General features: G+C 34.6%; 12 protein-coding genes and 1 tRNA gene. 3 read left to right on the forward strand and 10 right to left on the reverse strand.

Going from position 1 to position 15,177, the window contains the following annotated elements; translation table 11 throughout:
• Positions 1–1,134, reverse strand: coding sequence for an exonuclease SbcCD subunit D (locus AT726_RS01360; RefSeq protein WP_055274845.1), 1,134 nt, complete (start codon positions 1,132–1,134; stop codon positions 1–3).
• 977 nt (positions 1,135–2,111) lie between these two features.
• Here AT726_RS01360 and AT726_RS01365 point away from each other — a divergent pair.
• Positions 2,112–3,140, forward strand: coding sequence for a GntR family transcriptional regulator (locus AT726_RS01365; protein WP_237297228.1), 1,029 nt, complete (start codon positions 2,112–2,114; stop codon positions 3,138–3,140).
• Between the two features lie 340 nt (positions 3,141–3,480).
• Here AT726_RS01365 and AT726_RS01370 read toward each other — a convergent pair whose 3' ends face one another.
• Positions 3,481–4,374 (reverse strand): DUF368 domain-containing protein, encoded by an 894-nt coding sequence (locus tag AT726_RS01370; RefSeq protein WP_055245156.1) that lies wholly within the window; start codon positions 4,372–4,374, stop codon positions 3,481–3,483.
• A gap of 249 nt (positions 4,375–4,623) precedes the next feature.
• On the opposite strand from AT726_RS01370, the gene AT726_RS01375 reads away from it, so the two are divergent.
• Complete coding sequence (locus AT726_RS01375) at positions 4,624–5,712, forward strand: PRK06851 family protein (protein WP_068758871.1); 1,089 nt, start codon at positions 4,624–4,626, stop codon at positions 5,710–5,712.
• Positions 5,713–6,056: 344 nt separating this feature from the next.
• On the opposite strand, the gene AT726_RS01380 is transcribed toward AT726_RS01375, so the two are convergent.
• On the reverse strand, positions 6,057–6,632 hold the full coding sequence (locus tag AT726_RS01380; RefSeq protein ID WP_055274840.1) for a histidine phosphatase family protein: 576 nt from the start codon (positions 6,630–6,632) through the stop codon (positions 6,057–6,059).
• Between the two features lie 254 nt (positions 6,633–6,886).
• Positions 6,887–7,156, reverse strand: coding sequence for a hypothetical protein (locus tag AT726_RS01385; protein WP_055245150.1), 270 nt, complete (start codon positions 7,154–7,156; stop codon positions 6,887–6,889).
• Between the two features lie 477 nt (positions 7,157–7,633).
• On the opposite strand from AT726_RS01385, the gene AT726_RS01390 reads away from it, so the two are divergent.
• Positions 7,634–8,287 (forward strand): M48 family metallopeptidase, encoded by a 654-nt coding sequence (locus AT726_RS01390; protein WP_055245148.1) that lies wholly within the window; start codon positions 7,634–7,636, stop codon positions 8,285–8,287.
• 72 nt (positions 8,288–8,359) lie between these two features.
• Here AT726_RS01390 and AT726_RS01395 read toward each other — a convergent pair.
• From AT726_RS01395 to AT726_RS01420, 6 genes are all read right to left on the reverse strand, one after another.
• Positions 8,360–8,436: transfer RNA gene (locus AT726_RS01395), tRNA-Arg, on the reverse strand.
• Positions 8,437–8,588: 152 nt separating this feature from the next.
• On the reverse strand, positions 8,589–9,362 hold the full coding sequence (locus AT726_RS01400) for an SDR family NAD(P)-dependent oxidoreductase (RefSeq protein ID WP_068758872.1): 774 nt from the start codon (positions 9,360–9,362) through the stop codon (positions 8,589–8,591).
• Positions 9,363–9,446: 84 nt separating this feature from the next.
• Positions 9,447–10,157 carry a ribonuclease III gene (gene rnc, locus AT726_RS01405; protein WP_055245039.1) on the reverse strand — a complete coding sequence of 237 codons (711 nt, stop codon included), beginning with the start codon at positions 10,155–10,157 and terminating at the stop codon, positions 9,447–9,449.
• A 126-nt stretch (positions 10,158–10,283) separates the two neighbouring features.
• On the reverse strand, positions 10,284–11,282 hold the full coding sequence (gene plsX / locus AT726_RS01410; protein WP_055245037.1) for a phosphate acyltransferase PlsX: 999 nt from the start codon (positions 11,280–11,282) through the stop codon (positions 10,284–10,286).
• Between the two features lie 78 nt (positions 11,283–11,360).
• Positions 11,361–13,406 (reverse strand): ATP-dependent DNA helicase RecG, encoded by a 2,046-nt coding sequence (gene recG, locus AT726_RS01415; protein ID WP_055245035.1) that lies wholly within the window; start codon positions 13,404–13,406, stop codon positions 11,361–11,363.
• Between the two features lie 133 nt (positions 13,407–13,539).
• Entirely contained in the window at positions 13,540–15,177 is a 1,638-nt protein-coding gene (locus AT726_RS01420) for a DAK2 domain-containing protein (RefSeq protein WP_068758873.1), read from the reverse strand.

Below are 15,177 nucleotides of genomic sequence, written 5' to 3' on the forward strand. Positions count from 1 at the left end.
TTAACACTCCCCTCTCAATTGTTGAATTAATTGTGTAATGAGCTGAGCTCCTTCTTCATGGATAGTTTCTCCCTTGTGATGTTCATAAAAATCAGCAAACAATTGCTCAGGTGTTTTTTGTTCACGAGCTTGCTTTGTTAATCCGCTTCCTTTAAAGTCTCTATTATTTTCAAGCAGATCAAGAATCATCACATTCGGATACACTTGACGTAGCTTTGCCATCGGTTCTAATAATTCGCCTTTATCCGTTAAGATGACACGTAAATAATCCTCGCTACCTGGTTGATTCAACAAATCATCTAACTGTCCTGTTAATGTTCTTAAATCACGTCTTGGCGTTAACGGTAAAAGTTCACACGTTAGCTCTCCTGTTCCACTTAAATCAATCATCGTGACCGATTTTTGATAATTTTCTTCTGAGAATGAATACTTGAGTAACGAACCGCTATAACGAATTTTATCACTGCCAACTTTTTGTGTTCGATGTAAATGTCCGAGGGCGACGTAATCAAAAGGCTCAAAATGTGTAGCAGAAACAGACTCTTTTCCCCCAACCACTAATTTTTTCTCTGAGTCTGATTCTTGTGGGTCCTCTCCACCAACAACAAACGCATGCGTCACTAACACGTTACGCTCTTCCTTATTAATCGGGTTAGATTCAAGTGTGACCCTCATTGCCTCATCGAGTGATTTAATGGTTTCATCTTGATGCGCTTCACGCACAACCGCGTAATCAGCAAAGGGAAGTAAATAAACATTCACAGGTCCATGCTCATCCTGTAGAACTACTTTTTTCATCTCTTTCGTATAACGCCCCGCTACATAATAATGAGCAGCTTCAAATAATTCATGACCAAAACTGATTAAATCCGCCCCATCATGATTACCTGCGACCGCCAAAACTGGCGTCTTTAACTCCATTAATACATCTCTTAAAAACTGGCTATACAATGAAACCGCACGCGCAGGTGGAACACTTCGATCATAAATATCTCCTGCTAACAAAACAGCATCTGGTTTATACTTTTTAACATACTCTTTTACCTGCTCTAACACATACTGTTGATCCTCAATCATTGAAAATGAATTAACAATTTTACCAAAATGTAAATCTCCTAAATGTAAAAACCTCAAACCAATTTCCTCCTCAAAAAAGCGAATATTTGTTCTCATTATAAGCTTTTTTTACAAGAACCGTCAATGAAATTAGGTTCCAAACTATCGACAAGTTTCTTACTTTATTACCAAGGAAATACATACAAAAAAATCGTCAATTAACAATTTTTTTATCCGAATTTAAACACAACCTGGTATCCCATCTAGTGATAAAGATATAAAACTCATCCTATGACTTTGGATATTCGACTACGATTGATGACTAATGGCCCTTATGAAGATGTTATATTAACTAATTATGTCTTCCTCAAGATTTCACACTCCTGCTGTCTTGTGATTTTTATTTAAAGTAACACAGGTTATATTTTGACAGCTACTATATAAGTCCAGATAAACTTTCTTCAGAGAAAATTTAAAGCCCTAGTAATGGAAGAATAGACTTCTTTCAGAAATCGCTAGGTGACCCAAGCCCTAGTAATGGAGGAATAGATTTCTTTCAGAAATCGCTAGGTGACCCAGCCCTAGTAATGGAGGAATAGATTTCTTTCAGAAATCGCTAGGTGACCCAGCCCTATCAGTGGATGATACATTTTCTTCCAAAATGCTAGGGAACCCATTCCCTAGCAATGGTGGATTGTTTCACAAGTGAAACTGCTAGGTGACCCCTGGACGATAGGCTGTCTCGATAGGTACAACATATCAGTATTTTTTACTTGCTACTTGAGAGGTAGACTACTTATTTGTTTATATATCGTTTTTTTTTATGGATTATTGACATAATCACTCATTTCAAATCAAGTTGTACTATCAATTCTTCAAGGATGGTACAAGCTCATTTAATTACTTCAAAATCATTGCTTAACTCTGTAAAAAAAATATATACTATTAACAGACAACTTTTTTTAAAAACAAAAATGACTTGATAAGGGGCGATATTTATTCTTAATCAAAACTTACCTAAATACTTAGCCGTTGCAGAGTGGATTAAACAAAATATTTATAATCATACCTTTAAAGCGGGAGAAAAGTTAATCAGTGAGAATCAATTGTGTGAAAAGTTCTCAATTAGTCGTCAAACTGCTCGCCAAGCCATTTCTGTTCTTGAAAAAGAAGGATTAATTCTTAAAAAACAAGGAAGCGGGACTTATGTTAGTCAGATTTTCTCTGAAGCTAAAACAATTTCTAAAAATATTGGATTGGTGACAACGAATCTAGATGATTATATTTTTCCTGCAATCATCTCTGGGGTGGAGAAAGTTTTATCGAGTAATGGTTATAATACGACGTTACGCTTAACAAGAAATAGGATTAATAATGAGCGAGAACAATTATTATCACTCTTAAAATCAGATATTGATGGTTTAATAGTTGAAGGTACAAAATCTGCTTTACCAAATCCAAATCTTGATATTTATCGTCAGTTTGCTGATCGTGGGATTCCAGTTGTTTTCATTAACAACTACTATTCGTCACTAAACTGTAATTTCGTTGTCGTCGATGACGAAAAAGGGGGCCGCTTAGCCACACGCTATTTAATTGAGCAGGGACACCAAAAGATTACTGGAATCTTCAAATATGATGACATACAAGGGAATCTTCGCTATAAAGGATTTTTAACTGAAATGTATGATCAAAACTTATCCGTGGATGAATCAACGATTATCTGGTATTCAACTGAAAATGCAGAACAACAATTCTCAATCGAAAATCTCCCTACTCTACTAAAAAAATTAGATCAATCAACGGCGATTGTTTGTTACAACGATCAAATTGCAATGAAGTTAATGCAATTGTTATCAAATAGCGAATTATCAGTTCCTGAGGATTTATCGCTTGTGAGCTTTGATAACTCGAGCTTAAGTCAAATCGGGACGATCTCTTTAACGAGTGTGACTCATCCAGGAAAAGAGCTTGGACGATTAGCAGCCGAATCTATTTTAATGATGATTGAAAATCCTGATTATGAGATTAAATATGTTTATGAACCGGAGCTAATTGTACGACAATCGGTAAAAAAACTATAAATGAAAAAGAACTCGTTTGAAGCGAGTTCTTTTTATTATTCTACTTTAATCAAAAGTCTTCTTTTATCTTAGGTAACTTAAAAAAGTGTAATCATTACCCACTCATTTAATACAAAGCAAAGGAGGACTTTCAACCTTTCAGTTAAAAGTACTAATCCCTTATCTCCTATCTCTAAAAAAATTTAGTTTCTTTTCAAAGAGTAACTATACTTAATTTGTTTATCAATACAACTTATAAAAATAAAACACTACTATAATATAGAAATTTGCCTTACTTCATTAAGGAAATGTTTATCACACGCTATTAAAAAATAGCTGACAATCATCAGCTATTTCTCAATTATTTATGTTTTTTTTCAATAACTTTACTGAACTGTTCTAATCCAATAATAACGGCCCCTCCAATAATGAAGAAGATAATATTGAAGGTACTAAGTGACATTGGAGGTTGTGGAACTTCTAATGTCGTTGGTCCCATAAAAACAGCATATAATGATCCTATCATTAATCCTAAAATTAAATAAATCATTTGAGGGCGTGCTGTTTCTAAGAAATGGCGAATAATTTTAATCGTTGATAAAATCCCGATCATAACTCCTAATCCAAATACAATTAAAATAGGTAAATACGAAAAATTAAACGTTAACACTTCTTTGATTGAGCTAATAATCGTTGTATATAATCCGAAAATTAACAATAAAGTTGATCCTGAAATTCCTGGTAAAACCATAGCTGAGATGGCAATCATTCCAGCAATAAATACATATAAAATCAATCCAATATTTAACTGACTTAACGAAACTTCAAACCCTGTGCCACCCGCTACTGGATTAAAGACCGTAATGGCTACGACCACTAAAATCCCTGTAATGGTCCAAACAATATTTAGATATTTATTTTTAATTGTCTCTTTCTCCGCTTTAATAATTAATGGAATTGAAAAGATAATAAATCCAATGAAGACAGAGCTAATACTATAGATATGCTCTTCAAAGATTGAAGCTAAGAATAAAACGGATGTAATCATCCCAATAGCCCATCCAACTCCAATTTTTAACAAGAACTGTAATGCTTGAATTTTTTCCTCTTTGCTATTTTTTGAAACAAGTGTATTTAATGATCCAATAAATTCATCATAAAATCCTAAAATAAATGCAATCGTTCCTCCTGATACACCTGGCACACTATCTGCTAAGGCCATAAAAAAACCACGAATTAAATTAACAATAAACATGTTTTTCACCTTTACCTATTCTAATATTTTCATCCGTTATTTCTACTTTTAATATTATCCACTTTATGTATACAGAAGATAATCTTTTCCAAAATTAATTCTAACATAATCTTAAAAAGACTTCAATCCAAGAACCATTGTTAAAACACTTACATCCTGAGACAAAATTTAAGATATTATTCACCTTTTAGGCACTGTCCCATAAGATAATAATGGATAATGTATTGTGAGCTTAAGGGAGGCATCTGAATGACAGCAACTATTAAAGGGTATTTTGCTTGTGCAAATAGTTCCCGTGGATTTTGTAATTATTTTGAGTCAAATCTTCAAGGGCTTGAACGTTTATATATTTTAAAAGGAGGGCCTGGAACTGGAAAATCAACGTTGATGAAAGAAATTGGCGCTGACTTCTATGATTTAGGTTACGATATTGAGTTTATTTATTGTTCATCTGATGCAAATTCATTAGATGGTGTTTTAATTCCTGCTTTAAAAGTTGGGATTGTTGATGGGACAGCCCCACATGTGATTGAACCAACCGCTCCTGGTGCAATTGAGCAATATGTAAACTTAGGGATAGCGTGGGATAAAGAAAAACTTTACCCTTATAAAGATGAGATTCTGTCATTAAAACATGAAATTAGTGCCTGTTATGAACGACTTTATTCAGAATATGCTCATGCATTAGAAATTCATGATGCATGGGAAAAAATTTATATTGATGAGATGGATTTTAACCTAGCTCCTCAATTTAGATACGTTATTTGCGAAACCTTATTAAAATATCCTTCAATTGACCATACTCCAACTGTTAAACATCGATTCTTTGGTGCATCAACTCCTACTGGTTCAGTGGATTACATTGAAGACTTAACACATGATTTAAAACGTTATTTCATTAAAGGTCGTCCTGGAACAGGGAAATCAACACTTTTAAAAGAATTAGCTAAAAAAAGTGAAACATTAGGGTATGATACTGAAATTTATCACTGTTCATTCGACCCTGAATCATTAGATATGGTTTTAATCCCTCAACTAAACATCTGCTTCTTCGATTCAACGGCTCCTCATGAATACTTTCCAAGTCTTGAAACAGATGAAGTGATTGATACGTATGAAGCGTTAATTACTCCAGGTACCGATGAAGCTAATGCCGATCGATTAGCTGAAATCGCCAGTTTATATAAAGCAACTATAAAAAAAGGAACAACTGCTTTAGGCGAAGCAAAAAAACTCCATGATGTATTAGAAGAAATTTATATTAAAGCCATGAACTTTCAAATCATTGAAGGGATTTATGAACAAATTAAATCTGAAATTTATGACTTAATCAAATAGAAAAAGAGGTGTATCAATTTGGATACACCTCTTTTGTATTGGCTGTGTTTTAAATAAATGTTGATGGTTAAAGTGATTAATATTAACTACACTCTTCTAAAACACAGCCTATGATTTAAATGGATTAGGTTTTTATTTAAATCGTTCTTAGTTTAAAAGTATAGGTAAAAATAGTTTGTTAAGGGTATTGATACTGGGGTAAATCATTGGTTTAGACAACCTTTAAAAATTGAGTACCTATATGAACCATGATCCTATATTCAGGTGCTTATCATACCTAAATTTATCTTCCTCGTCACTCACTTTCACCAAACTTTTTACAAGATTATACATTTTTATTTTTCTTAGCGAATTATTTCAACCAGGTTGAATTGTTTATTTTCATATTCGTACTTACAAATGGCACAATTCGAAAAAGCACCATTCACCATCGCTTGTTTTGCTTCCTCTTCAGTTATCCAGTTTCTCATGAAATGAAAACAAGCTCCCGCATGTGAAACGGCTAAGACGATTTGATGATCGTCTTTTTCCATAATCCCAAGGCAAGTTTCTTTCATTCGTTGTTTCACTTCTTCTTGAGATTCTCCCCCATAAGGAACGAAAAAGTCTTTATATCCCTCTGGCGTTTTTGGATTTAAGTCTTCGCTTTCACCTTCAAAGGTTCCGAAATTCATTTCTTTTAATCCTTTTAGACGTTGATAAGTAATGGACTCACCAACGACTAATTCTAAGGTGTCAGATGCTCGTTCAGCTGTTGAACTGTAGAAATGGTCAAAGTTAATTCCCTTTAATCGCTCTCCCGCTTCTTTTGCTTGAATGATTCCTTGCTCTGTTAGAGGTGAATCACAAGCCCCCTGAATTTTTCGACGAACATTGAACAGTGTTTGCCCATGTCTCATTAAATAAAATGTTTTCTTCATGTTTATTCCCCGTTTTATGCTTATTTTAACAGTTTTACACAACTTATGTAAAGCGTTTCTATTTTAGGATTTGATTGTAATAGAAGAAATAAAAAGTTTTATCTTTTTTAGGTTGTGTTTTAAATAAATGTTGAGGTTTAAAACCATTGATATTAACTACTATATATCTTGTAGTTATCGAACAATGATGTAAGTAAATTAGTATGTTTTAAAGAAATATCAACACGCTTCTAAAACAGAGCCTTTGTATTTAATTAGCGGCGCTTTGACTTATCGTTGCCTTTAGCTTCTTTTTTAACCAATAACGCCTCCATTTTAGTTTTAATTTGATGATAACTCACAGGATCAAATAATAAATCATTCCAAATTTTCACCTGATTATCACGCATTCCTGCAATGACCTGTTCATAATTTGGACGTACAACGACTGCAACGCCTTCTTTCTTTTTAATTTCTACTGTGACTACTTCTTTTTGTCTAGTTTCGAATTGTTTAACAGAACCATTGTTAGTATCTTTCCACATATTTCTCTCTCCCTTTGCTTATACAAATTAAAATACATCTGATGCGACTATCATTTTCATATTGGCAGAATGCCCTGCGTCACATTAAACTGTATGCTTAGATGAATGAAATATGCAAAAAAATTAAGCTATGCACTTAATTTTTTTAAGAACATGAATCACCATACTCACTTATCCAAACTACTCGACATTTTCCCAGGAAATATCTATAAAAACGACTACCATTTTCGCATTTAAAAGAATACTTATTTTTTCAGCAATTGCATTCTCCACATCAATATTTAATCCTCCCCATACAAGCAATATAGCCCTTCCTTAATCAGATGTTATGACATGGCGTTCATCTATCTTCTTAAGCGTCTAAATAAAAGCAATGAATTTTTTACTTACGAATGTTAAGAAGTTTGAATAAACGGTCATCTTTTTTTCATTTGTGTTATAATAAAACAAAAGATTAAAGAGTAATGGAGTAATAAGATGCAAATTATTATTAATGAGGTGCCAATTTATTTTGAGGTTCAATTTTCAAAACGTTCGAAAATAAACTTAGATGTCAGCCCAGAAGGATATCTGACATTAAAAGTTCCGACTAAAACAAGTGAAGATGAAATTATGACCTATATGAAATCTCAATCAAAGTTTTTATTAAATCTTCAAGAAAAATTAAACAATCGAAAATATATTTCAAATCAAAAATCATATGATAATGAAGAATTATTTTTATATTTAGGAAAAGGATTCCCACTTCATGAATTACTAGATGAAATTCCTGAAACAGAAGTCGAAATTCAATCCCAACTGAAGAAATTATATACGAAAAAGACAAAACAGTATGTAAAGAAACGTGTCACTCATTTCGAAAAAATCATTGGCGTCAAAGCTAAATCAATTACCGTTGTTGACTCCCCTCGCACATGGGGAACTTGTAATTCAAACAAAGATTTAACGTTTAATTACAAGCTTTCAATGGCTCCAACCAACGTCATTGATTACGTCGTCATTCATGAGCTATGTCATATTCACCATATGAATCATGACCGCTCCTTCTGGCGTAAAGTCGGTATGTATGATCCTAATTATAAACAACACCAAGCTTACCTTGAAAAATTCGGTGGTGTTATGACTATCTAAACGAAAAAAGCACTTTAGTAGTTCTAAAGTGCTTTTTATCTATGACATAGCTATAAGCTATAAAAATCAAAATGGCGCGCCTGGCAGGAGTCGAACCCACAACCCTCTGATCCGAAGTCAGATGCTCTATCCAATTGAGCTACAAGCGCTAATTTAATATTTGCGACTATTTAAGTTTAACATAACTTTTTTCATTTTACAATATATTCCTTTTGATTTTTATCACTATTAAAAACTTAAGCTTATTCCATACCTAAATTCTAATAATCTTAATGAAAAAAATCGCCGAAATGACGATTTTTTATTTTTTCTTTAATTGTGTGTGATAGACAATTTGACATCCTAGCTTTCTTGGAATGAAGCGATTGAAGAAGAGTAACACTCGGTTAGAAAGACCTGGAACAATTAAAGTCTGTCCTTTCATCAACTCTTGATACGCATACTCTGCGACTTCTTTTGCCGTTGGAACTTTTAATATTGACTTTGCTACTTTAATGTCTGCTTTTTGTTGAAACTCGGTATCAACTGGTCCTGGACAAAGCACACTCACTACAACCTTTGATTGTTTTGCTTCTAGTTCTTTTGCAATCGCTTCTGTTAACTGCAAGACATATCCCTTACTCGCATAATAGGTTGCCATTAATGGACCTGATTGAAACGCAGCAGTCGAGGCGACATTCAATAGATATCCTTCATCTTGACGGACAAATTCTTTTAAAAACAGCTTACTTAAATAATGAACACTTTTAATATTTAAATCAATCATATTAAATTCATCTTCAATATCAAGATTTAAAAATTCACCATATAAGCCATAACCCGCATTATTAATTAATCCTACAACGTGATAACTTTGACACTTTTCATGCAACTGTTTTAAACTGCTAAGATCAGATAAATCAGCTGGCATTATGATGACCTCGCGTAGATAGTTAGATTCAATCTTTGCTTTTATTTGTTTAAGTCGATCTACTCGTCTAGCTACAATGATAAGATCATGTCCTTGTTGAGCTAAAACATCACACATTGCTTCTCCAATTCCTGATGAAGCACCCGTTACAATGAAATAAGACATAGTCGCCTCCTCCTTATAAAAGAAAAAGAAGAAAGCAAAACCATATTTTAAACAAATAGAGTTTTGCATTCTTCCTTCATGAGATTATTTTTTCTCACATGATTTTGCTAAAATTTCGATAGCTCCCTTAGCTGCCTGTTGTTCAGCCTCTTTCTTTGTTTTACCGATTCCACGACCTAATGTGATGCCATCTAATAAAACGATCGCCTCGAATGAACGATTATGGGCTGGACCTGTTTCAGAGACAATACGATATTCGATTGCCTTTTTAGAGTCAGCCTGTACAAGTTCTTGCAAGGTACTTTTATAATCAAAGACTTGTGTGACTTCACCTTTTTGATAAGCTTTATGGATAATCGTATGAACAAATGAATACACGGTATCCATTCCTAAATCAAGATACATCGCACCGATAAACGCTTCAAATGCATCCGCTAAGACAGTTGGACGTTCACGTCCACCTGAATTTTCTTCACCACGACCAAGCAACATTAGCTTTCCTAAATTTAAATTACGCGCGTAAGACTCTAGAGACGGCTCACAGACTAATTGGGCACGAATTTTAGTCATTTCCCCTTCAGATAACGCAGGTTTTAAATTAAATAAGTAATTCGATACCGTCAACTCTAAGACTGCATCTCCTAAATATTCAAGACGTTCATTATCCTCAATTTTTAGGTGACGATGTTCATTGACGTATGATGAATGTGTAAATGCTTGACAATAACGGTCAAGTTGTTTAAATGGGATCTTATTTTCTTTTAAAAACTCCGTTAATTGATCTAAATACGCCATGTGTTTTCACCTCCATTCAAAGACCAAATAATTATAACCCTTTTCCTGTTATTTCACAAGTGATTCAAGCTAAGACGACGTGTTTCGACGAAAATAGATGATATTTTCGCCGAAATCATTCACTCATTACTCTGCTTTTAATGCCTGACTAATTTTTGCTACGACATCTTTAGATACCGTTTCGCGTGCCTGACGAATCGCATTCATTAACGCAATTGAATCTGATGATCCATGTGCTTTAATAACTGGCGCTGAAACTCCTAATAAAATTCCACCACCAACTTCTGATGCATCCATACGCTTTTTAATACGGGCAAACGCTGGCTTTAATAATAAAGCTCCAATTTTACCTCGAGTGGATGACATTAATTCTTCTTTAATTAATGATAATAACGATTTAGACGTTCCCTCTACTGATTTTAAAGCGATGTTTCCAGAATAGCCATCTGCTACAATGATATCCACTTCACCTGCAATCATCGTTTTCCCTTCCATATTCCCAACAAAGTTGATCGTTGGATCCGCTGCGATTAAGGCGAATGCTTCTTTTTGTAAGTCAGTTCCTTTTCCATCTTCAGTTCCAATATTTAAAAGCGCCACTGTAGGATTTTCAATATTCATCACTTCACGTGCATAAATAGAAGCGATTTTAGCATTTTGATATAAATATTGAGGTTTAGCGTCACTTGTTGCTCCCGCATCACATAAAATAGTATATTTATTTTCTTTGATCGTTGGCATCACTGGTGCTAAAGCTGGACGCTCCACTTCTTTTAAACGTTTAACGACTAATGTTCCCGCTGCAATTAATGCTCCTGTTGCTCCAGCTGAAACGACGGCATCAATATCACCTGTTTTCGCATCTTTACACGCACGAACCATTGATGAATCTTTAAATTTACGAATCGCCATCGCAGGATCTTTAACGTCCATCGGAATCACTTGCTCACAATGAACAATTTTAATACGGTCATGTGGTTCTTTCATAAACTTTTGAATTTCTGATTCAATTCCATATAAGCTAATTTCAATATCATCAAATTTTTCAACAGCAGCATAGGCACCTAAGACAGTTTGTTCTGGCGCAAAATCGCCACCCATGGCATCTAATCCGATTTTAATCATGTATTTGTTCACCTATCTCTTCTATTTTATTTCACTAATTACCATTATAAACTATTTCATAACAGAAAGAATACTATTTTAATCAAATTGGTGCATTTCATTAGCAACAGTCTCTTGAATATAATCACGAAGTCCTAAGAATTCATTATTATGATGGAACTCATCTGAACTCACAAGATGATAAGCATCCTGCATCGCAACTTCTAGAATTTTATAGTCTTCAACGAGATCTGCCATTTTAAAGACTGGCGCACCTGATTGTTTTTCACCAAAGAAATCCCCTGGTCCACGAAGTTTTAAATCCGCCTCTGCAATTTCAAATCCATCGGTTGTTCCTGTCATAATTTTTAAACGCTCTAAACTCTGCTCATTTTTAATATCACTCATGAGTAAACAATAAGCTTGCTGACTTCCACGACCGACACGCCCTCTTAACTGATGAAGCTGTGAAAGTCCAAATCGGTGTGCATCATAAATCAACATTAAGTTCGCATTTGGAACGTTTACCCCAACTTCAATCACCGTTGTCGAGATTAAAATTTGCGAACGATTCGCGACAAAATCTTCCATGACGGCATCTTTTTCAGCTTGTGATAAACGTCCATGCATTAATCCAACTTTTGCTTTCCCCTCAAAATGATGTTGCCATAAATGATACACTTCAACGGCATTTTGAACGTCCATCGCTTCCGATTCTTCAATGAGTGGCGTAATAACGTAAGCTTGTTGCCCTTGATCTAAAATAGTATCTTGAATAAATCCAAGTGCACGATCGAGTTTGGAGCTATCGATCAAGAACGTTTCCACCGGTTTACGACCTTGTGGCAATTGGTTAATAATCGAGACATCCATATCTCCAAATGCTGAAATCGCAAGTGTACGTGGAATAGGTGTTGCTGTCATCATTAAAACATCAACAAAGTCCCCTTTTTCACGCAACATCTTTCGCTGATTAACCCCAAATCGGTGCTGTTCATCCGTAATAACAAGTCCAAGTTGCTTAAAGATGACATCCTGTTGGATAATGGCGTGCGTTCCGATAATTAAATGAATCTCACCACTCGCTAGTTGCTCTAAAATTTCTCGTCGGCGTTTCCCTTTAACCGAGCTACTTAAAAACTCAATTTTAAACGCCGGATAAGGCTTAAAGAGTTCTAAGAGTGATTTATAATGCTGTTGTCCTAAAATCTCTGTCGGCACCATTAACGCCGTCTGATACCCAGATAGCATAACCATTAATAAACTAATCGCCGCGACGACTGTTTTCCCTGATCCAACGTCCCCTTGTAATAAACGATTCATGCGACTTCCCGAACGCAAATCTTGTTTAATATCTTCTAATACCTTTTTCTGAGCATCCGTAAGCGTAAATGGCAGTCGATTCATAAATTCAATAACTTGGTGTTCATCAAAAATCTTCTCTGCTCCTTGGCGCTCACTTTTCGTTTGATAACGTAAATATTGGATTTTCAATTGAAATTTTAATAATTCTTCATATTTAACACGTCGTTGAACTTGTCGTACTTGCTCTTTATTTTCCGGAAAGTGTGAAAACAATATCGCATCTTCATAAGAAATGAGACGATACTGTTGTCTGAGTTGAAGCGGGAGGTCATCACGTAATTGCATCGCATACTGATCATAGGCCTCTTTTACAATCTTTTTGAACGTTTTAAGTGGAACTTCTTTTAGGGAATAGACCGGTTCAATCCCTCGTCCATCTGCTGTACCCATTTTTATATCAGTAGCAGTAATCACTTTACGTCCGAGATCCCATTTACCTGTCACGGTAATCAATGTATCTAGCTTTAATTGATTTTTTAAGAAAGTACGGTTAAAAACAACGACTTTCACAACCTCATGATTCACTAACACATTAAACGTCATACGTGCTTTCATTTTTCCATAGTATTGAACTTGGCAAGCTGTAATAACTTTCCCTTCAACTGTAATTTTTTCTTCATGCATGGCGCGATGAATGTCAATTAACTCAAAGTTTTCATAACGATAAGGAAAATACTCCAGTAAATCTTTCACACTTACAATTTTTAATTGATGTAATTTTTCAAGCAGCGAAGGACCTACCCCTTTTATTTTTTCAACAGGAATACTTGCTAGTGACATTTCATCACACCCTTTCAACTATTTTTTAAATGATTTGGTGAACAAGTGTTCTCTAATTGATATTTTAGCATAAACAGTTTAGGCATTCAAAGCATAAAAAAGATGTGAGGTGAAACCTCACATCTTTTGTAAATTATTCTACTGAGATAATGTATGAGTAAACAGGTTGTTGACCGTCGAAGATTGTAACTTCAACGTCATCGTATTTATTTTCGATGTATTCAGCTAATTCATCTGCTTCATCTTCATCGACACCCTCACCGTATAGGATTGTGACGATTTCACTATCTTCATCAATCATTTTATCCACTAAAGCACAAGCACTTTCGAAACGCTCTGGAACAGACACGATAATATCCTTATCTAAAATTCCGATAAAGTCGTTTTCTTTAATGTCTACACCATTCATTTGTGTATCACGAACTGCATATGTCACTTGTCCAGATTTCACTTCTGTAATCGCCTGATTCATCTCTTCTGTATTATCTTCTACTGATGCATGTTCATTAAACATCATTAAAGCCGTGTATCCTTGTGGGATTGTTTTTGATGGAATAACAACGACATTAACATCTTCCGTTACTTGAGCGGCTTGATTAGCTGCCATAATGATATTACTGTTGTTTGGTAAGATAATAATATTTTTAGCATTTAACTCATCAATAGCTTTTAAGAAGTCTTCTGTTGAAGGGTTCATTGTTTGTCCACCTTCAATCACATAATGGCATCCTTGCTCTTCAAATAAATGCTTAATCCCTTCTCCCGCTACCACTGAAATAATTCCATATTCAGCTTGTTCACGTTTCGCTGGTTCTGATTGTGGTGCATTTTGACCAATAATTTCATTATGTTGTTCCGTCATATTTTCAATTTTTAACTTCACGAATTCACCGTGTTTTTGTGCTAAGTTTAACGCATCACCTGGTGTTAATGTATGAACATGTACTTTAACGATATCTTCATCTTGTACCACAACAATTGAGTTTCCTAATTTCTCTAAACGTCCACGGAAGACATCTTCTTTAAATGGTGTACGTTCTTCATCTAAACGGATGATAAACTCTGTACAATATCCAAATTCTACCTCATCACTCGATAAAGCTGTTTGTGCAGATTCTCCTGTTGCTTCTGTTTGAGCTTCTAAAACAATTGTTTCTCCTTTTAACGCTTTTAAGAATCCTTCAAAAATATAAAGTAATCCTTGTCCACCACTATCAACAACACCAACTTCTTTTAAAACTGGTAATAATTCTGGTGTACGATTTAATGAAATTTGCATTTCATTTACTACTAAATCATATAAATCAACAATTGTTTCAACTGTTTCATATTTTGCACCAGCTGCTTCAGCAGATTCACGAGCAACGGTTAAAATTGTTCCTTCAATAGGCTTCATAACAGCTTTGTATGCTGTTTTAACTCCACTTTCTAAGGCTTTAGCAATATCTTCAATATCCGCTTCGTCTTTCCCCTCAAGACCTGTTGCAAATCCTCTAAATAATTGTGATAAAATAACACCTGAGTTTCCACGTGCACCCATTAATAAACCACGTGATAAAACTTTTGCAACTTTTCCAATTGAAGCTTCTTCTAAAGAAACTAATTCTTTAGCTCCAGCCGTCATCGTCATACTCATATTCGTCCCTGTATCACCATCTGGAACAGGGAATACGTTAAGCTGGTCTACATATTTAGATCTGTTCGCTAAGTTGTTAGCTCCATTAATTACCATTTGTTTAAATACGATACCATTAATCTGTTTCAACGACAT

The organism is Turicibacter sp. H121 (genome assembly GCF_001543345.1).
Lineage (GTDB): Bacteria > Bacillota_I > Bacilli_A > MOL361 > Turicibacteraceae > Turicibacter > Turicibacter bilis.

Coding starts and splice junctions, on each gene's coding strand:
- AT726_RS01420 (WP_068758873.1), bottom strand. CDS start 15,177: ATGTCGTTGAAACAGATTAATGGTATCGTATTTAAACAAATGGTAATT.
- rnc (WP_055245039.1), bottom strand. CDS start 10,157: ATGGCGTATTTAGATCAATTAACGGAGTTTTTAAAAGAAAATAAGATC.
- AT726_RS01375 (WP_068758871.1), top strand. CDS start 4,624: ATGACAGCAACTATTAAAGGGTATTTTGCTTGTGCAAATAGTTCCCGT.
- AT726_RS01385 (WP_055245150.1), bottom strand. CDS start 7,156: ATGTGGAAAGATACTAACAATGGTTCTGTTAAACAATTCGAAACTAGA.
- AT726_RS01380 (WP_055274840.1), bottom strand. CDS start 6,632: ATGAAGAAAACATTTTATTTAATGAGACATGGGCAAACACTGTTCAAT.
- recG (WP_055245035.1), bottom strand. CDS start 13,406: ATGTCACTAGCAAGTATTCCTGTTGAAAAAATAAAAGGGGTAGGTCCT.
- AT726_RS01370 (WP_055245156.1), bottom strand. CDS start 4,374: ATGTTTATTGTTAATTTAATTCGTGGTTTTTTTATGGCCTTAGCAGAT.
- AT726_RS01400 (WP_068758872.1), bottom strand. CDS start 9,362: ATGTCTTATTTCATTGTAACGGGTGCTTCATCAGGAATTGGAGAAGCA.
- plsX (WP_055245037.1), bottom strand. CDS start 11,282: ATGATTAAAATCGGATTAGATGCCATGGGTGGCGATTTTGCGCCAGAA.
- AT726_RS01390 (WP_055245148.1), top strand. CDS start 7,634: ATGCAAATTATTATTAATGAGGTGCCAATTTATTTTGAGGTTCAATTT.